General features: G+C 54.1%; 13 protein-coding genes and 4 tRNA genes. 3 read left to right on the plus strand and 14 right to left on the minus strand.

All coding sequences use genetic code 11. From position 1 onward, the window contains the following. Positions 1-107 precede the first annotated feature (107 nt). Complete coding sequence (pyk, locus tag FFI95_RS08960) at positions 108-1,556, plus strand: pyruvate kinase (RefSeq protein WP_144822073.1); 1,449 nt, start codon at positions 108-110, stop codon at positions 1,554-1,556. On the opposite strand, the gene eda is transcribed toward pyk, so the two are convergent. Genes eda through zwf form a run of 3 tightly spaced genes read right to left on the minus strand, consistent with a single transcriptional unit; the run spans position 1,546 to position 4,376 of the window. Then, positions 1,546-2,199: a bifunctional 4-hydroxy-2-oxoglutarate aldolase/2-dehydro-3-deoxy-phosphogluconate aldolase gene (eda, locus tag FFI95_RS08965; RefSeq protein ID WP_144822074.1), complete on the minus strand. Its 654-nt coding sequence runs from the start codon at positions 2,197-2,199 to the stop codon at positions 1,546-1,548. The genes pyk and eda overlap by 11 nt on opposite strands. Before the next feature lie 28 nt (positions 2,200-2,227). Beyond that, complete coding sequence (gene pgl, locus FFI95_RS08970; RefSeq protein WP_342778846.1) at positions 2,228-2,947, minus strand: 6-phosphogluconolactonase; 720 nt, start codon at positions 2,945-2,947, stop codon at positions 2,228-2,230. Then, a complete protein-coding gene (gene zwf, locus FFI95_RS08975; RefSeq protein WP_222120397.1) occupies positions 2,934-4,376 on the minus strand; it encodes a glucose-6-phosphate dehydrogenase in 1,443 nt (480 codons plus the stop codon). Before zwf ends, pgl begins: the two co-directional genes overlap by 14 nt. Before the next feature lie 212 nt (positions 4,377-4,588). On the opposite strand from zwf, the gene FFI95_RS08980 reads away from it, so the two are divergent. After that, positions 4,589-5,503 (plus strand): MurR/RpiR family transcriptional regulator, encoded by a 915-nt coding sequence (locus FFI95_RS08980; RefSeq protein WP_144822076.1) that lies wholly within the window; start codon positions 4,589-4,591, stop codon positions 5,501-5,503. A 40-nt stretch (positions 5,504-5,543) separates the two neighbouring features. Here the strand turns inward: FFI95_RS08980 and FFI95_RS08985 are convergent, their stop codons facing one another. From FFI95_RS08985 to FFI95_RS09030, 10 genes are all read right to left on the minus strand, one after another. Beyond that, positions 5,544-7,397 carry a SurA N-terminal domain-containing protein gene (locus FFI95_RS08985; protein WP_144822077.1) on the minus strand — a complete coding sequence of 618 codons (1,854 nt, stop codon included), beginning with the start codon at positions 7,395-7,397 and terminating at the stop codon, positions 5,544-5,546. Between the two features lie 164 nt (positions 7,398-7,561). Further along, a complete protein-coding gene (locus tag FFI95_RS08990; RefSeq protein WP_144822078.1) occupies positions 7,562-7,834 on the minus strand; it encodes an HU family DNA-binding protein in 273 nt (90 codons plus the stop codon). 238 nt (positions 7,835-8,072) lie between these two features. Next, positions 8,073-10,490 (minus strand): endopeptidase La, encoded by a 2,418-nt coding sequence (lon, locus tag FFI95_RS08995; protein WP_144822079.1) that lies wholly within the window; start codon positions 10,488-10,490, stop codon positions 8,073-8,075. A 184-nt stretch (positions 10,491-10,674) separates the two neighbouring features. After that, positions 10,675-11,958 carry an ATP-dependent Clp protease ATP-binding subunit ClpX gene (gene clpX, locus FFI95_RS09000; RefSeq protein ID WP_144822080.1) on the minus strand — a complete coding sequence of 428 codons (1,284 nt, stop codon included), beginning with the start codon at positions 11,956-11,958 and terminating at the stop codon, positions 10,675-10,677. A 77-nt stretch (positions 11,959-12,035) separates the two neighbouring features. Next, on the minus strand, positions 12,036-12,671 hold the full coding sequence (clpP, locus tag FFI95_RS09005; RefSeq protein WP_144822081.1) for an ATP-dependent Clp endopeptidase proteolytic subunit ClpP: 636 nt from the start codon (positions 12,669-12,671) through the stop codon (positions 12,036-12,038). A gap of 159 nt (positions 12,672-12,830) precedes the next feature. Beyond that, the gene (gene tig, locus FFI95_RS09010) at positions 12,831-14,138 is read right to left on the minus strand and encodes a trigger factor (protein WP_144822082.1); all 1,308 of its coding nucleotides are present in this window, start codon (positions 14,136-14,138) and stop codon (positions 12,831-12,833) included. Between the two features lie 194 nt (positions 14,139-14,332). Further along, positions 14,333-14,417, minus strand: a tRNA-Leu gene (locus FFI95_RS09015). Positions 14,418-14,508: 91 nt separating this feature from the next. Beyond that, positions 14,509-14,584, minus strand: a tRNA-His gene (locus tag FFI95_RS09020). A gap of 85 nt (positions 14,585-14,669) precedes the next feature. Next, positions 14,670-14,746: transfer RNA gene (locus FFI95_RS09025), tRNA-Arg, on the minus strand. Between the two features lie 32 nt (positions 14,747-14,778). Then, positions 14,779-14,855: transfer RNA gene (locus FFI95_RS09030), tRNA-Pro, on the minus strand. 225 nt (positions 14,856-15,080) lie between these two features. Here FFI95_RS09030 and folD point away from each other — a divergent pair. After that, positions 15,081-15,935, plus strand: coding sequence for a bifunctional methylenetetrahydrofolate dehydrogenase/methenyltetrahydrofolate cyclohydrolase FolD (gene folD, locus FFI95_RS09035; RefSeq protein WP_144822083.1), 855 nt, complete (start codon positions 15,081-15,083; stop codon positions 15,933-15,935). An 83-nt stretch (positions 15,936-16,018) separates the two neighbouring features. Here folD and FFI95_RS09040 read toward each other — a convergent pair whose 3' ends face one another. Next, on the minus strand, positions 16,019-18,199 hold the full coding sequence (locus FFI95_RS09040; RefSeq protein WP_144822084.1) for a malate synthase G: 2,181 nt from the start codon (positions 18,197-18,199) through the stop codon (positions 16,019-16,021).

The following is an 18,199-nucleotide window of genomic DNA, read 5'->3' on the forward strand; positions in this document are numbered from 1 at the left end:
CCGTCGACGTAATTTTACGTAATTTTTTTGCTATCATCATCTTATTGTCATTCAACTGTCATCTTATCTTGATACATTTACTACTTTCTTAACCTAAGGACGAACATATGCTCAGGCGCACCAAAATTGTCGCCACCCTCGGCCCGGCTACAGATACCCCTGACGCCCTGGCCTCCATCATCAGCGCCGGGGTTGATCTTACCCGGCTGAATTTTTCCCATGGCAGTGCCGAAGAGCATCTGGAACGTGCCCGCCAAGTGCGCGAGACGGCCGCCACCCAGGGGCGCTTTGTGGCTCTGTTGGCGGACCTCCAGGGGCCCAAACTTCGTATTGCCCGTTTTGCGGCCAATAAAGTCAGCCTGGATGTGGGGCAGACATTTGTGCTGGACGCTACCATGGATAAAGAGGCTGGCACTCAGGACCGTGTAGGGATTGACTACGAGCAGTTGATTGACGACGTCAAACCCGGCGATGTTCTGGTACTGGATGACGGCCGGATAGAAATGGAAGTGCAGTCGGTTGACGCGCACAGCATCACCTCCACTGTTCTGATCGGCGGTCCGCTGTCCAACAATAAAGGCCTGAATAAACGCGGTGGCGGCCTGTCGGCTGATGCACTTACTGAAAAAGACAAACAGGACATTGTGACGGCTGCCCGGATGGGCGCCGATTACGTTGCCGTCTCTTTTGTCCGTACCGCTGAAGATATGCATACCGCACGCCACCTCCTCAGAGAGGCCGGCTCACAGGCAGGCCTGGTCGCAAAAATCGAGCGTGCAGAGCTGGCACACGATAAGGATGCGCTGGACTCGGTGATTATGGCGTCTGATGCGGTAATGGTGGCCCGTGGCGATCTCGCCGTTGAAATCGGTGATGCGGAGCTGGTGGGTGTGCAAAAACACATCATTTCACGGGCCCGGATTCTCAACCGCGCAGTGATTACGGCAACCCAGATGATGGAATCGATGATTACCAGCCCCCTGCCGACACGGGCGGAAGTCTCCGACGTTGCCAATGCGGTTATGGACCACACAGATGCGGTTATGCTGTCGGCAGAAACGGCAGTGGGGGACTACCCCACAGAGGCGGTTGAAGCCATGGTGCGTATCTGTATAGGTGCGGAGAAGCACCCCTCAATGCATCAGTCCCAGCACCGGATACATGAAAGTATGGAACAGGTCGACGAAGCGGTTGCCCTGTCCGCCATGTACGCAGCCAACCACCTGCACGGTGTAGCGGCGATTATCTGCATGACGGAAACAGGCTCTACCCCCAGGCTGATGTCGCGAATCAAGTCCAATGTCCCGATTTTCGCATTCTCACACCACCCTTCTACTCAGCACCGGGTTGTGATGTACCGGGGGGTTCACACAGTTCCGTTTGACTCTGCGCAGATTCCGAATGAACAAACCAACGCTCAGGCGGTGGCCGAACTGATGGAGCGTAACGAAATAAGCAATGGGGATCTGGTCGTTATCACTAAAGGCGATTACAGCAAGGCCCAGGGTGGCACCAACTCCATGAAAATCGTGAAAGCCGGTTCGACTATCCGTTAACATCCGCAAGACTGGCCGCAGCCGTTTCGGTAATGCTGGTCCAGTCTTTCCGTGCCACAGCCTCAGCAGGTGTCAGCCAGCTGCCGCCGACAGCCAGCACGTTTTGTAACTCCAGATAACCTCTGGCTGTTTCCCGGCGAATGCCACCTGTCGGGCAAAAAACGGCCTCTTTGAAGGGCCCGGCAAAGGCTTTCAGAGCAGACATGCCGCCAGCGACCTCAGCCGGGAAAAACTTGAATTCCCGGTACCCCAGGCTATAGCCCAGCATTATCTCGGAAGCCGTTGATACGCCTGGCAAAAGGGGTGACTGGGCCGTTAAGGCGAAATCCAGCAGAGCCTCAGTCACCCCTGGAGTGACTATAAACTGAGCTCCAACGGCTTCTGCCTGCCGGTACTCTGAGAGGCTGGTGACTGTTCCCGCGCCCACCCATACGTCCGGGAGTGCATCACGCACCTGCCTGATCGCCTCAAGGCCATGTTCTGTGCGCAGGGTTATCTCCATCACGGCAATTCCGCCCTCAAAAAGCGCCCGACACAGTGGTACCGCATCGTCAGGATCGTTGATCGTGATCACAGGCAATAGCTGCGAGGCGTTCAGCACCGATCTGACACGTTCGCGATGAAAGCCGGATACTTCGTTCATGGTTCTCTCCATACGAGTCAAAAAAGGCTCAGGGGCTCCAGAAAATGCTGAGACCCGGCTTCAGAAATCCACGAACCGGCATCGCAAGCGAGTCATCCGGTTGCTCCAGGGCACGCTTCAGCGTCTCCATCTTATCATTGCCTTTCAGGTGCAGGATCGCCAGCCGGGCTGCGCGCATCATCGCATATGTCAGTGTTATGCGCGGCTGTGCCTGAGACAAGGGAGCCACAGCAGCCAGAGATTGCCGGCTGCCCGGATCCATCGCCGCCTCAATGCCAGGAGCATCCGGGAACAGGGACGCAGTATGGCCGTCATTGCCCATTCCCAGAACCAGCACGTCCAGTGGCTGTGTCAGCTCCGCAATTTCCGCTTCAGCCGCATCCAGTCCCTCTTGAGGCGTCTTACCAGGTTGCTTCAGGGAAAAAAACTGTGCGGCCGCCGCCTTGTTCTGCAGCAGAGTCTGTTTTACCAGTCGGGTATTGCTGGCCGGATCTGCCTCGTCTACCCAGCGCTCGTCCACCAGCACAATATCAACACGACCCCAGTCCAGATCCTTAACAGACAGGGCCTGAAAAAAGGGGGCCGGGGTAGAACCACCGGAAACCGCCAGGCTCGCACGGGGCGCTGCCTCAAGGCGGGCCTGAAGAAACCCCGCGACTGTATTGGCAAGCCTCTCGGCAACCTCCTGTGGGGACGTACCAAAACACATGTCTATTCCAGCGGGTAAAGCCAGGTCAGGCATCTTCATACCAACTCCTCCCATCACGGGTAATCATTGCAATCGAAGCCACTGGCCCCCAGGTGCCGGCGGCATACCGCTTCGGTGGTTCTCCACCTTCGTTCCAGTTCTGAATAATCCGATCTACCCAGCGCCAGGCGTGTTCCACTTCGTCCCGTCGTACAAACAGGTACTGGTTTCCTTTCATTACTTCCCAGAGCAGACGCTCATAGGCATCCGGGATACGCCCGGCGTCAAAGGTTTCCGAGAATGTCAGTTCAAGCGGCCCCTGGCGCAACCGCATGCCCTTGTGAAGCCCCTGGTCCTTGGTCAGTATCCTGAGAGACATACCCTCATCCGGTTCCAGCCGGATAATCAGCTTGTTATTGGCAAGATGCCTCTGGTCCGGATCAAAAATATAATGGGGTGCTGGTTTGAAGTGGATAATGATTTGCGACAACTTCTCCGGCAGACGCTTGCCGGTGCGGATATAAAACGGCACGCCGGACCAGCGCCAGTTATCAATTTCCACTTTCAGAGCAACAAAGGTTTCTGTTTCACTTCTCTTGTTGGCGCCCTCTTCTTCAAGGTATCCGGGAACCAGCTCTCCCGTACTTGTGCCGGCTGTATACTGCCCCCGGACCACATAGTTTGCCATCATGTCCGGGGTGACCTTTCGTAGTGCCTTAAGCACTTTTACTTTTTCATCGCGAATGCTGTCTGCGGACAAATCCGACGGCGGGTCCATGGCAATCAGACACAACAGCTGCAGCATGTGGTTCTGGATCATGTCGCGGACCTGACCGGCCTTATCAAAGTAGCCCCAGCGCCCTTCAATGCCGACACTCTCAGCAACTGTTATCTCCACATGGGAAATGTGGTTCTGGTCCCATTGGGAGGCAAACAGGTTGTTGGCAAAGCGCAGCGCGATCAGGTTCTGCACTGTTTCCTTACCCAGGTAGTGATCTATCCGGAACAACTGGCTTTCTTTGTATATGGCGCCCAGTTCATCATTGATAACACGGGACGACTCCAGATCGTGGCCAATGGGCTTTTCAACCACAACACGGGTTCTTTCGGTACAGCAACTGACAGCGTGGAGGTTACGGCCTATTACCCCGTACATGGCAGGCGGGCAGGCCATGTAAACGATAAGTTCGTTTCTGGCCCCTTCGCGCCAGGTATTGAGCACCTGAAAATCTTCTGCGTTGTTAAAGTCCAGAATCTGATAATCCACGCGTTGCAGGAAGCGTTCCGCGGCCGAGCTGTCAAACTCTTCAGGCTTTACGAACTCTTCCAGAGCGCCAAGAAGCTGTCTGTGCACGACGGCGACATCCAGGTTCCGTCGGGCCAGCGCCAGTATTCTGCTGCCCTCAGCCAGCAATCCTGCTCTGTCCAGCTGGTAGAAAGCCGGAATCAACTTGCGCCGGGCCAGGTTGCCAAGCGCTCCAAACAGCATAATGTCGCAGGGGGTTGCGGTACTGTCAGCCACGACTCAGATCCTCAAATGTAGTAATTATCTCTAAATAATGTTTTCGGAACTGCACTAACCCAACCCTGAGCCGGAGTATTGATACGTTTACTACACAATATACCGTTAAATCCCGGTACAATCAGTGCGTACAGTGCATATTCACAATGTTTTGATCAGGATATCAGGGAGTAGCTTTGATGGCCCCACATAAGGCGCATCGTGACGATAATCTGCTGGAGGACATTCAGTCCCGGCTGGAGACTCTCAACAAGTCTGAACGAAAAGTAGCTGAGGCAATCCTTCGGGACCCCAGTGCTGCTACCCGCTACAGCATAGCAGCCCTCGCCCGTGCCGCAAATGTCAGCGAACCTACCGTCAACCGGTTCTGCCGTGGCTTTTCTGCTACCGGCTTTCCCGACTTCAAGATCCGCCTGGCACAGAGTATTGCTACGGGCACACCCTATATCGGTCAGAATATTGAACCGGATGACACAGTTGCAGAGTTTGCCGATAAAATCATGCTGAGCACCATGGCCAACCTGGAAAAAGCGCGCCAGGCACTGGACCCCCAGGCTCTGGCAACAGCGATCGATTACCTGATCCAGGCCAGGCAGATCAACTTCTTCGGTATGGGGGGCTCTGCCTCTGTTGCCCTGGATGCGCAACACAAGTTTTTCCGCTTCAACATTCCGGTCATGTCTTATGACGATGCCCTGATGCAACGAATGGTGGCCGCCGGCGCCAATGTCGGGGATGTTATTGTGATGATTTCCTATACCGGGCGCACCAGAGAAACCGTCGACATTGCCCGCATCGCACGGGAGAACGGCGCCACGGTTATCGGTATTACCTCGCCGGACTCTCCGCTTTCCGAAATCTGCACAACAGCGCTGGAAATCACGGCGCCTGAGGATATTGAGGTCTATATGCCCATGTCCTCAAGAATCATCCACCTGACGGTAATCGATATCCTGGCGACCGGCGTAACGCTGAAACGTGGCTCTGACTTTCTTGGTCATCTCAAGAAAATAAAGGACAGCCTGGTACCTACACGGTTCTCATCTGCAACTGATCAGAACCCCCGTACAGGCGATAATAAAAAGCCCGATTAACGCTGGGCGATAATCGGGCTTTAAATTCAACGACTGTTCTCTATGGCCGTGCGATTTCCGCACGGTTTCTGAGAAACTGCTGATAAGCTGCGTATTCACGCTGACCATCAAGAGAAGCCATAAACTCACGCAGCTGTCGCAGCTCCTCACTGCGATCTTCGACACTGCCGTCGTTTACAGCATCGAGGGCAATGACAGAAACACCAGAAGGCGTCATGGCGAAACCGTAACTGGGTTTGCTGCCAGAAGGACGGCTCAGCGAAAAGGCTGTTTGTACAACCTGAGGGTCAGCAACTCGTGTATTACGCGCCTGGTCCTCAAACTGCTGCCAGTCACCAGCGTTCAGTTCTTCCAGAGTTTTACCGTCTTCAAGCCCGGCGATCACAGCCTGCGCTCGTTCGGCGAGCAGTTCGCGAGTCTTACGGGCCTCAAGGCTGCGGCGTATATCGTTTTGCACGTTTTCCAGCGCAAGCTGTCGGGCTTCATGATGCTCGCGCACACGGGCCACGACAGAAACATTATTGCCAACATCAATCAGCTCGGTGTTATACCCCGCCTCAAGGACATCTTCAGAGAACAGCTGGCGAATCAGGCCCGCATGGTCAAAGGGGGCCTCGCCTCCGTCTTTGGTAATGCCGGCCATTTCGCGGACCTCCAGCCCCATCTCTTTCGCAGGCCCGGCCAGGTCGTCTGCAGCGTAAGCAGAATCTGCCAGCTGCGCCCTCACTTCGGCGTATTTTTCCTGAGCCTGCTCACGGGCAAGTTCCTTGCGAAGCTGTTGCTCCAGGTCTTCCAGCGGTGGAACGTCTGAGCGCCGAACCTCATCCAGTCGGATCAGGTGAACACCAAAGCTGGTCTGTACCGGCTCAGACACTTCACCTTCATCCAGACTGAACAGCGCTTCTTCAAAGGCTTCATCGTAAACACCGCGACCGGCATAGCCAAGGTCACCGCCTTCTTTTGCGGATACGGTGTCCACGGAGAACTCTTTTGCCAGGTCTTCAAAGCTCTCTCCGGCATTCAGACGTTCTTCAATGGTTGCAATTGTGTCGCCGGAGTCCGCTGAGTTTTCCACCAGAATGTGAGAGGCACGGCGCTCTTCACGCGCCAGGTCATCCGCACGCTGCTGGTAGTAGGCCTCCAGCTCCGACTGGGTGACTTCTACTTTTTCTGCCAATGAATCCAGCGACAAGACGATATAGGCTGCATCCACCTGTTCCGGCTGCTGAAATGCTGCGCTGTTTTCCTCATAGGAGGCTTCTATATCTGCCTCTGTCACTTCCAGTTCATCCGCAACCGCCGTTTCGGGGATCTGAACACTCCGGAAATCGCGGGTCTGGTTCTGGATTCGCAGAAGCTGGGCGGCATTTTCATCGGCAACAAGGCCACTTTGCATGATGCCCCCACGGATCTGGTTCACCACATACTGCTTCTGCATCGCGTTGCGGAACTCGCCCACACCCATGCCCAGGTTACGTACAGAGGCTACAAAACGATCGCGATTGAATTGCCCGTCTACCTGAAATTGCGGCATCTGGGTAATCAGTGCATCAACGTCTGATTCCGTCAACGCCAGCCCCTGTTCATTGGCATCCTGAATCAGCACCTGCTCCTGAATAAGAGAGTCAAGCACCTCTTTGCGAATCTGGTCTTCATCCAGCAGTGCCGGATCGGGGCTTTCCATCTCGCTCAAACGGCGCTGGCTTTCCATCTGAACCACCCGCAGGAATTCTCTTTCGGTGATTTCTTCGCCGTTAACCGTTGCTACTTCCGGCTCACCGGAAAAGCCGCCAACAATGGCATCCATTCCCCAAATGGAAAGCGACACAATCAGCAGACCGATGATGATCTTGGCAATAGTGCCCTGGGCATTTTCCCGAATATCTTGAAGCATGTTTCTCCCGAACCTCTGTTCAAGGTCGTGCAGTTTTTATCGTTTGGCGGCTATCTCAGACTCTGCTGCCGATGCACTCAACGTAAAAAGGCGCACCCTGTCGGAATGCGCCTTGAATTCTTCTTGGCAACGCCTTTTCACAGGAACTGCCGGAGAAAGAACCGTTACTTGACGGCGTCTTTCAGGGCCTTGCCTGCCTTGAATCCAGGCACTTTAGAAGCTGCAATCTGGATTTCTTCACCTGTCTGTGGATTACGGCCTGTGCGTGCGGCGCGATCCTTGACAGAAAAAGTACCAAAGCCGATCAGGGTAACCTGATCGCCTTTTTTCAGGGCACCGGTGATAGAGCTTGTCATTGCGTCCAGAGCACGGCCAGCGGCGGCTTTGGAGATATCTGCAGATTCTGCAATTTCATCAATCAGTTCGGACTTGTTCACACTAAACCCCTTCGCTTTCAGGTTGAAGATGTTCTAGGTCGGATTATTTTTTCTCGGATGTTCTCGACTATCGCATATGCGGTCCGAGAATTCCATTCTTCGGTTTTCTTATTCCTTTCGGCAATAAACCGGTCTCTGGAATAGGCAAATACAGCGCGGGAGCCCTTGATACAGGCTGCTTCACGGCGAAACAGTTATACCAATGGGCTCTCCGGCATGTCAACAACTCATGTAGGGTTTAATGTGTATTTATGCGCTCTGCACTGTCGCCTTCATCGTCACGTGACTTACCGGCTCCCGCACCGGAGGATGATTTTACCGCATCCGGGTCGGGGGCATAGGCAAGCGCAATATCCAGAACCTCATCAATCCACTTCACCGGAATCACTTCCAGTGACTCTTTGATGTTATCAGGTATCTCTTTGAGATCCCTGACATTTTCATCTGGTATCACAATGGTTTTTATGCCGCCCCGATGGGCTGCAAGCAGCTTTTCCTTGAGCCCGCCAATGGGCAGAACCCGGCCACGGAGAGTAATTTCACCCGTCATTGCAACGTCTGCACGCACCGGAATCTTGGTTAATGCCGAGACAAGCGCTGTACACATCCCAATACCCGCACTTGGGCCGTCTTTGGGTGTGGCACCTTCGGGAACGTGCACATGCAGGTCGTGTTTCTCGTGGAAATCATCGGCTATGCCCAACCCGGGGGCACGACTTCTGACAACAGTGAGAGCTGTCTGTACCGATTCCTGCATCACATCGCCAAGGGAACCGGTTTTCACAACCCTGCCCTTGCCGGGCGTGAGAGCACACTCAATAGTCAGCAGTTCGCCACCAACCTGAGTCCATGCCAGTCCGGTTACCTGCCCGATCTGGTTGGTTTCTTCGGCCAGTCCATAGCTGAACTTGCGAACTCCTGAGTAATCCTCAAGCATGTCAGGCTCAACTGTGAGAGTCGACTTGTCCTTTGACTGCACATGCTCGCGCACCACCTTGCGGCATATCTTGGCAATTTCCCGCTCCAGGCCACGGACGCCGGCTTCACGGGTGTAATAGCGAATAATGTCACGCAATGTCGCCTCGGGTATGGTCAGCTCATCCTTACGCAGGCCATTGGCTTTGATCTGTTTGGGCAACAGGTACTTCAGTGCGATGTTCACCTTTTCGTCTTCTGTGTACCCCGGAATCCGGATAATCTCCATGCGATCAAGAAGTGCCGGCGGTATGTTCATGGAGTTGGAGGTACATACAAACATGACATCAGAGAGGTCGTAGTCCACTTCCAGGTAATGGTCGTTGAACGTATGGTTCTGCTCGGGGTCCAGAACCTCCAGAAGTGCTGATGCCGGATCCCCACGGTGATCCATTCCCAACTTGTCGATTTCATCAAACAGGAACAGCGGGTTTTTAACCTCCACCTTGGACAACTTCTGGATCAGCTTGCCGGGCAGTGCCCCTATGTATGTTTTACGGTGGCCACGGATTTCAGCCTCATCACGCACCCCACCCAGCGCCATGCGGGTGTATTTACGGTTTGTCGCGCGGGCAATGGACTGTCCCAGAGAGGTCTTACCCACACCCGGGGGGCCCACCAGGCACAACACGGGACCCTTGACCTTCTTCACCCGGCTTTGCACCGCCAGGTACTCAAGGATCCGCTTTTTAACTTCATCCAGACCGTAGTGATCCTGATCCAGAATCTCCCGGGCCTTTTCGATGTCATGACGTACCCGGCTGCGCTTTTTCCAGGGCACAGCCAGCATCCAGTCGATATAACCACGCACCACCGTCGCTTCGGCGGACATGGGCGACATCATTTTCAGCTTGTTCAGCTCTGCTTCTGTCTTTTTGCGCGCCTCTTCTGGTAAGCCGGCCTCTTCGATCTTGTTTTCAAGCTCTTCGAAGTCGTTATTACCCTCACCCAGGTTACCCATTTCTTTCTGGATAGCCTTCATTTGTTCGTTCAGGTAATACTCACGCTGGCTGCGCTCCATCTGCTTTTTAACGCGGCCGCGAATACGCTTTTCAACCTCAATCAGGTCGATCTCACCATCCAGTTTTCCAAGCAACAGCTCAACGCGCTGGCCGATGTCGAGTGCCTCAAGCAGCTCCTGCTTTTCGGGAATGCGCATCTCGAGATGGGCGGCCATTGTATCGGCAAGCCGGTCAAGCTCTTCGATACCGTTCAGGGCACTGGAGACCTCGGACGGAACCTTCTTGGACAGTTTTACATACTTTTCAAACTCTTCCGTGAGGGTTTTAAGGAGCACTTCCTGTTCATGCTCAGATACACCCTCCGGTTCCAGCAGCCTGGCGCTACCGGACAAGTATTCGTCTTCCGTAATATTGCCAAGCGCGGCCCGGGCATTACCCTCAACCAGGACTTTTACGGTTCCATCCGGGAGCCTGAGCATTTGCAATACGGTAGCCAGGGTGCCCACTTCAAACACGTCCTTCGGGCCTGGCTCGTCGGTAGCCGCATCGCGCTGCGCTACCAACAGGATTTCTTTGCTTCCTTCCATCGCAGCTTCCAGAGCCTGGATGGATTTTTCGCGGCCCACAAACAGGGGGACGACCATGTGCGGAAACACCACTACATCACGAAGTGGAAGCAGCGGGTACTCTTGCACGATATCTTCGGGTATCCGGGTCATAGGGATTCCTCTGACGGTGTTTCATTCAGCTTACCACTCTACATTGGGGCAGCTTCTGAAAATGCAAACTATTTATCTGACCACACGGTGACAGGCCCCGGGCAGGTCTATCATTAAAAAAGGGGCGTTGCCGCCCCTTTTTTCAGTACTTCCGATGAACTCACTGCCCTGACATCATGCCTGCTTAGTCGTCAGGTACAGCTTTTGCCTGATCGTTACTCGCGTAAATCTTGAACGGCTCAGAGTCGCCCTTGATCACACTTTCATCGATCACCACTTTGGAGATGTCCTGCTCCGACGGGATCTGATACATAGTGTCCAGCAACGTCGCTTCCATGATGGACCTCAGACCACGGGCACCGGTCTTACGTTCCAGCGCTTTGTTCGCAACGGCGAGCAGGGCGTCATCACGAAAGTCCAGGTCAACCCCTTCCATATCAAAGAGCTTCTGATACTGCTTGATCAGGGAGTTTTTCGGCTCGGTGAGAATCTGCACCAGCGCATCCTCGTCGAGCTCTGTCAGTGTGGCAACCACCGGCAGCCGGCCGACAAACTCGGGGATCAGGCCGTACTTGACCAGATCTTCCGTTTCTACGTTCTTGATGACGTCACCGGTACTCTTGCTGTCATCCCGGCTGGCCACTGCCGCTGAAAAACCAATACTGCTCTTCTCGGTACGGTCCCGGATCACCTTGTCCAGCCCGGCAAACGCGCCGCCACAGATAAACAGCATGTTCGCTGTGTCTACCTGCAGAAACTCCTGTTGCGGGTGTTTACGCCCGCCCTGAGGCGGCACAGACGCTACCGTACCTTCGATCAGCTTAAGCAGTGCCTGCTGAACCCCTTCCCCGGAAACGTCCCGGGTAATGGATGGGTTATCCGACTTGCGGGACACCTTATCGATCTCATCAATATAAACAATGCCTCTCTGGGCCTTGTCCACATCGTAATCGCACTTTTGCAGCAGCTTCTGGATGATGTTCTCTACGTCTTCACCCACATAGCCTGCTTCTGTAAGCGTAGTAGCGTCTGCGATGGTGAACGGCACGTTAAGCATGCGCGCCAGAGTTTCGGCCAACAGGGTTTTACCGCTACCGGTGGGCCCGATCAGCAGTATGTTACTTTTACCCAGCTCAACATCACCTTTACCTTCGCCATAACGAAGCCGTTTGTAATGGTTGTAAACGGCGACGGCGAGTACGACTTTGGCACGGTCCTGGCCAATGACATACTCATCCAGCGTGTTGCGGATTTCAGTCGGTGTTGGGAGGCGGTCGTTCGGCTCCTCCTGTGCATTCTCCTGAATCTCTTCACGGATTATATCGTTGCACAAGTCGACACACTCGTCGCAGATGAACACCGAAGGCCCTGCAATGAGCTTACGGACTTCATGCTGGCTCTTTCCACAAAACGAGCAGTACAGCAACTTACCGTTATCGTCACCGCCGCCGTTTCTTTCATCTGCCATTGAAATACCTCTGATCTCGTTTTGCCAACGCCCGGACACCCGGGCGCTGGCCAGGGATTACGCAATTATTACCAGTATTAATTATTCGACACGCGCTTATCAAGTATCGAGTCGATCAGGCCATACTCTTTAGCCTGCACAGGATCCATGAAGTTATCACGATCTGTGTCTTTGGCGACTGTTTCAAGGTCCTGCCCTGTGTGATGCGCCAGAATGGAGTTCAATGTATGCCGGATCTTGAGAATTTCACGGGTATGAATCTCAATATCCGTAGCCTGCCCCTGGTAACCGCCCAGAGGTTGGTGAATCATCATTCTGGAGTTCGGCAGACACGCTCGCTTGCCTTCAGCACCGCCAGCCAGCAGGAACGCCCCCATACTCGCGGCCTGTCCCACACACAAGGTGGACACATCAGGCTTGATAAATTGCATGGTGTCATAAATAGACATACCCGCAGTTACAGAGCCACCGGGGCTGTTGATGTACAAGTGTATGTCTTTGTCGGGGTTCTCAGACTCCAGGAACAGAAGCTGCGCCACGATCAGGTTCGCCATGTGGTCTTCCACCTGGCCGACCATAAAGATTACCCGCTCCTTGAGCAAACGGGAATAAATGTCGAATGAACGTTCCCCACGGGCGGTCTGCTCGATGACCATCGGCACCAGGCCGGAATTGGTAACCATTGCCGGACCATCAATCGGTTTCTGCATCATGATGCGCCTGAACTCCTTATGGAATATGGGATACGGTTTATAGCCGCATCTTTATCAGTGTGCTTGCACCCTGTACTGTGCCAGCAGCGGGTCAGGATGGAAACAGCCGGGCTGGCCGGATCAGGACTGTACCAGACCCGGCACTAACGCCCTACTCTGTTAGCCCTGCGACTGCTGCCCGGCCTGGATGGCTTCTTCGTACTTAACCTTTTTCTCTTTGACTTTCGCCTGAGAAAGCACGTGATCAACCACCTGGTCTTCCAGAACCGACGATTCGATCTGGTTCTTCTGCTCCGGGTTGTTGTTGAAGTGTGCAATCACCTCGTCTGGCTGCTCATAGGTTGATGCAATCTCCTGGATCTTTTCATCAACCTGGGCTGCGTCCACCTTCAGGTCGTTTGCCTTGACCACTTCCTGAAACAAAAGACCGGTTTTAACGCGACGCTCAGCCTGCTCCTGGAAAATCTCCTTGGGCAGCTGCTGGAAATCTACCTGGCCACCAAAACGCTGAACGGCATCCTGGCGCAGACGGTCAATTTCCTGGTCTGCCAGCGCGGTCGGGATATCCACTTCGGTTGTTTCCAGAAGGCCATCTACAACGTCATTCTTGACCTTGTTGGAGATAGCTTGCTTGAGCTCTCGCTCCATGTTCTTCTGCACTTCCTCGCGGAACCCGGCTTCATCTTCTGCTTCAATGCCAAACTTGCTGAAGAACTCGGCATCCAGTTCAGGCAGCTGCGGCTCTTCCACTTCGTGAATCTTGATTTCAAACTTCGCCGGCTTACCTTTCAGATCTTCGTTGTGGTAATCCTCAGGGAAGGTCACCTCAATCTCGAACTCTTCACCCGCTTTGCCGCCAACAATGGCCTTTTCGAAGCCCGGGATCATCTGACCGGAACCCAGAGTCAGCTTGTGGCCCTCTGCAGCACCGCCTTCGAACTCCTCGCCATCAATAAAGCCTTTGAAGTCGATGGTCAGCACGTCCTTGTTCTTGGACTTACGCTTGACCGACTTCATAGTGGCCTGCTGGCGACGCAGATTATCGATCATTTTGTCGATGTCTTTGTCGGTAATCTCGGAGGTCATTTTTTCGATGGAGACCTCGCTCAGATCGCCCAGCTCAATTTCCGGAAGCACTTCGAAAGTGGCAACAAACTCAAGGTCTTTGCCCTCTTCCATTGTCTTTGGTTCAAGCTGGGGCCAGCCTGCCGGCTCAATGTTCTGCTCCTGCAGTGCCTTGATGTAATTGTCGCGCATGACTTCGCCGACAATTTCCTGGCGAACACTGTCACCGAAACGACGCTTGACGACACTCATGGGCACCTTCCCGGGACGGAAACCGTTCAGACGCACAGTGCGTGCAGTTTCCTGGAGGCGTTTCTGAACCGCCTGGTCAATTTCCTGGGCGGGCACACCAATCGTCATGCGACGCTCGATGTTGGAGGTCGTTTCTACAGACACTTGCATGGAAGATCCTCAAATTTCGGGTTCGATATATCAGTGAATTAAAAGCCGATAGTTTATCACGGTTTGACCATGCGAGAGAATCACCTGTAGCCGGCTATCTCAGGGTTCGTGAACACGGCAGCACTTAATTACAGGAGGTTGGGGCTAAAACTGAAAAAAAAAGGCCCCTGGATAAAATCCAGGGGCCTTTCAAATGGTCGGGTTGGGGAGAATCGAACTCCCACTCCTCTCGGAACCAGAACCTAAATCTGGCGCGTCTACCAATTTCGCCACAACCCGCAATTCTGTCGACCTTTGCGCCATATTTTAAACCGCGACAATTTAGCTCGCTACGGCGACAAATGGTTAAAACAGGGTAGTTCAGAAAAAGTGGGGTGGACGAAGGGGATCGAACCCTCGACCGCAGGAGTCACAATCCTGAGCTCTACCAACTGAGCTACGTCCACCACATCGGGACATGCCTTTCGGCACATTCATTAACTCGTCTGACTTTGCTGCGTTTGGTCCGACACTGCCCAAGCTACGGCTTAATGGCGCGCCCGGCAGGACTCGAACCTGCGACCCTCGGCTTAGAAGGCCGATGCTCTATCCAGCTGAGCTACGAGCGCTCGACCGTTCGCTTAGCTGAACATCCAGAAAATGGTCGGGGTAGAGAGATTCGAACTCCCGACATCCTGCTCCCAAAGCAGGCGCGCTACCAGACTGCGCTATACCCCGTCTGAACTGAACAACATGTGCATCAGCAAAGTTGGCGCGAATATTACCGTCGCTTTTCCAATCCGTCAACCACGATTTTCATTATATGCTAAATAATTGTGATATTCCGTGTTTTTACTGACCGGACAGCATAACGAACTCTGCCTGCCCTGATTGGAGTTAGGGTGCAGGCGTGAGACAATACCGCGCCTTTCATTTACCAAACCCAACCGACAAGACACCAACATGAGCGCCAAACTGATCAATGGAAAAGAAATCGCTGCAGCAGTCAAACAGCAGGTTGCTGACGGCGTAAAGGCCCGTACCCGCCAGGGCCTGCGTGCACCCGGCCTGGCTGTAATCCTGGTCGGCAGCGACCCGGCTTCCGAGATATACGTAGGCAACAAGCGAAAAGCCTGCGATGCTGCCGGCATTTACTCCCTCTCTTACGACCTGCCTGCCGACACCAGCCAACAGGCTCTTGAAGCTCTTGTAGATGAGCTGAACGAAAACCCCGAGATAGATGGCATTCTGGTTCAGCTTCCATTGCCACAGCATCTGGACGCCGACCCGATTCTACTGAAGATCCGCCCTGACAAAGATGTGGATGGCTTCCATCCCTACAACATAGGTCGCCTGGTACAGCGTAAGCCTGCTTTGCGGCCGTGCACGCCGGCAGGTGTAATCACGTTGCTGGACAGCATCAACACACCTTACAAGGGGCAGCATGCAGTCATTGTTGGCGCCTCTAATATCGTAGGCCGTCCCATGACCATGGAGCTGCTGCTCAAGGGCGCCACGACCACTGTCTGCCACCGGTTCACACCAGATCTGGAAAAATTTGTTCGTGAAGCCGACATTCTGATTGCCGCTGTGGGCAAGCCTGGCCTGATCAAGGGCGACTGGGTAAAGCCGGGCGCAACTGTCATCGACGTTGGCATCAATCGCCTCGAAAGTGGAAAACTGCAAGGCGATGTGGACTTTGCAGCTGCATCAGACCGAGCCGCTTATATTACGCCCGTGCCGGGCGGTGTCGGCCCGATGACCATTGCCACCCTGCTACAAAATACGCTTTACGCGGCCAACGAATTGCACGATTAATTTTACAACCTTCCGGAACAGCGTGATCGCACCACAGACACAAAAAAACCCGCCGTAGCGGGTTTTTTTGACTTCAGCAGCGATTAAGCGCTGAACGCTTCCTTTGCCTTCAGGCGATACGCATGCAGCAGCGGCTCGGTGTAGCCATTCGGCTGCTCACGCCCCTTCAGCACCAGGTCCATAGCTGCCTGGAATGCGACGCTGTTGTCAAAGTCAGACGCCATGTTGCGATACGAAGGATCGTTCGCGTTCTGCTGATCAACAACCTTGGCCATACGCTTCATGGTTTCTTCCACCTGCTCGGTGGTGCAGATGCCGTGATACAGCCAGTTAGCCAGATGCTGTGACGAAATACGCAGAGTAGCGCGGTCTTCCATCAGACCGATGTCATTGATGTCCGGCACCTTGGAACAACCGACTCCACTGTCAATCCAGCGCACAACGTAACCCAGAATACCCTGGGCGTTGTTATCCAGCTCCTGCTGAATATCAGCCTCTGTCAGCCTGGAGGGGTCTTCCATTACAGGAACCGTGAGAATATCGTCCAGGCTGGCACGGGCGCGGCTTTCCAGGTCTTTCTGGATATCCGCTACAGACACCTGGTGGTAGTGAATCGCATGCAAAGTTGCGGCCGTTGGTGATGGTACCCAGGCAGTATTGGCACCGGCTTTCGGATGGCCAATCTTCTGCTCAAGCATAGCCGCCATCAGATCCGGCATGGCCCACATACCTTTACCAATCTGGGCAACGCCGCGGAATCCGGTTTCCAGACCCACATCAACGTTCCACTGCTCATACGCACCAATCCAGGCCGCCTGCTTCATTTCACCCTTGCGAATGAATGGCCCAAGCTCCATGGACGTGTGCATCTCATCGCCTGTGCGATCCAGGAAGCCGGTATTGATAAACACCGCCCGCTCTTTCGCAGCGTGGATACAGGCTTTCAGGTTCACTGTGGTGCGGCGCTCTTCATCCATAATACCGACTTTGAGCGTAAAGCGCGGCAGACCCAGTGCGTCCTCTACCCGACCAAAGAATTCGTTGGTAAACGCAACCTCTTCAGGGCCATGCATCTTCGGCTTAACAATGTACACGGAACCCGTGGCACTGTTCTGGAAGCGGGCATTACCTTTCAGGTCATGAATAGCGATCAGCGATGTCAGAAGACCATCCATCAGTCCTTCAGGCACTTCACTGCCATCTTTCAGAAGAATCGCAGGGTTGGTCATCAGGTGTCCGACGTTACGCACGAACATCAGACTGCGGCCTTTCAGGGTCAGCTCACTCCCATCGGCTGCTGTGTACTCGCGATCCGGGTTCATTCGACGGGTGAGGCGCTCCCCGCCCTTATCGAACGTTTCTTCAAGGTCGCCTTTCATCAGACCCAGCCAGTTGCTGTAGGCCAGCGTCTTGTCTTCGGAGTCGACAGTGGCAACAGAGTCTTCGCAGTCCATGATGGTGGTCAGTGCCGACTCCATCAGCACATCTTTAACGTGGGCACCGTCGTCCTTGCCAATGGGATGACTTGCATCAATCTGAATCTCGAAATGCATGCCATTTTTAACCAGCAGAATGCCGCTGGGCGCGTCCGGTGCACCTGCGTAGCCTACAAATCCGGCTTCATCTTTCAGGCCGGTTACATCGCCGTTCTGCAGTTTGACGGCCAGCTTGCCACCGTCTACCTGATACTGGACAGCGTCTTTATGGCTGCCAGCTGCCAGGGGTGCGGAGCTGTCCAGAAGATTGCGGGCAAACTCGATCACTTTTGCGCCCCGGACCGGGTTGTACCCCCGGCCTTTTTCAGCGCCGTCTTCTTCAGAAATAGCATCTGTACCATACAACGCATCGTACAGGCTGCCCCAACGGGAGTTTGCGGCGTTCAGCGCAAAACGGGCATTGGTGATCGGCACAACCAGCTGAGGACCCGCCATGGTGGCAACTTCCGGATCAACATTTGCTGTGGAGATTTTGAAATCTTCAGGCTCATCAACCAGGTAGCCAATTTCTTTGAGGAATGACTTATAAGCGGCCATATCGAGTTTCTGGCCTTTGTGTTCACGACTCCAGGTGTTCATTTTATCCTGGATCGACTGACGCTGAGCCAGCAGCTCGTTGTTACGCGGCGCCATGTCATTAACAATAGCGTCGAAATCCGCCCAGAATTTATCTGCATCCAGACCAGTGCCGGGAATAGCCTCGTTGTTCACGAAGTCATACAAGTTCTTTGCGACCTGAATGCCGCCGAGTTGTACGCGCTCTGTCAT

Origin of the sequence: Marinobacter piscis, from assembly GCF_007671655.1 — a bacterium.
Lineage (GTDB): Bacteria > Pseudomonadota > Gammaproteobacteria > Pseudomonadales > Oleiphilaceae > Marinobacter > Marinobacter piscensis.

Coding starts and splice junctions, on each gene's coding strand:
- pyk (WP_144822073.1), top strand. CDS start 108: ATGCTCAGGCGCACCAAAATTGTCGCCACCCTCGGCCCGGCTACAGAT.
- eda (WP_144822074.1), bottom strand. CDS start 2,199: ATGAACGAAGTATCCGGCTTTCATCGCGAACGTGTCAGATCGGTGCTG.
- pgl (WP_342778846.1), bottom strand. CDS start 2,947: ATGAAGATGCCTGACCTGGCTTTACCCGCTGGAATAGACATGTGTTTT.
- zwf (WP_222120397.1), bottom strand. CDS start 4,376: ATGCTGTTTGGAGCGCTTGGCAACCTGGCCCGGCGCAAGTTGATTCCG.
- FFI95_RS08980 (WP_144822076.1), top strand. CDS start 4,589: ATGGCCCCACATAAGGCGCATCGTGACGATAATCTGCTGGAGGACATT.
- FFI95_RS08985 (WP_144822077.1), bottom strand. CDS start 7,397: ATGCTTCAAGATATTCGGGAAAATGCCCAGGGCACTATTGCCAAGATC.
- lon (WP_144822079.1), bottom strand. CDS start 10,490: ATGACCCGGATACCCGAAGATATCGTGCAAGAGTACCCGCTGCTTCCA.
- clpX (WP_144822080.1), bottom strand. CDS start 11,958: ATGGCAGATGAAAGAAACGGCGGCGGTGACGATAACGGTAAGTTGCTG.
- clpP (WP_144822081.1), bottom strand. CDS start 12,671: ATGATGCAGAAACCGATTGATGGTCCGGCAATGGTTACCAATTCCGGC.
- tig (WP_144822082.1), bottom strand. CDS start 14,138: ATGCAAGTGTCTGTAGAAACGACCTCCAACATCGAGCGTCGCATGACG.
- folD (WP_144822083.1), top strand. CDS start 15,081: ATGAGCGCCAAACTGATCAATGGAAAAGAAATCGCTGCAGCAGTCAAA.
- FFI95_RS09040 (WP_144822084.1), bottom strand. CDS start 18,199: ATGACAGAGCGCGTACAACTCGGCGGCATTCAGGTCGCAAAGAACTTG.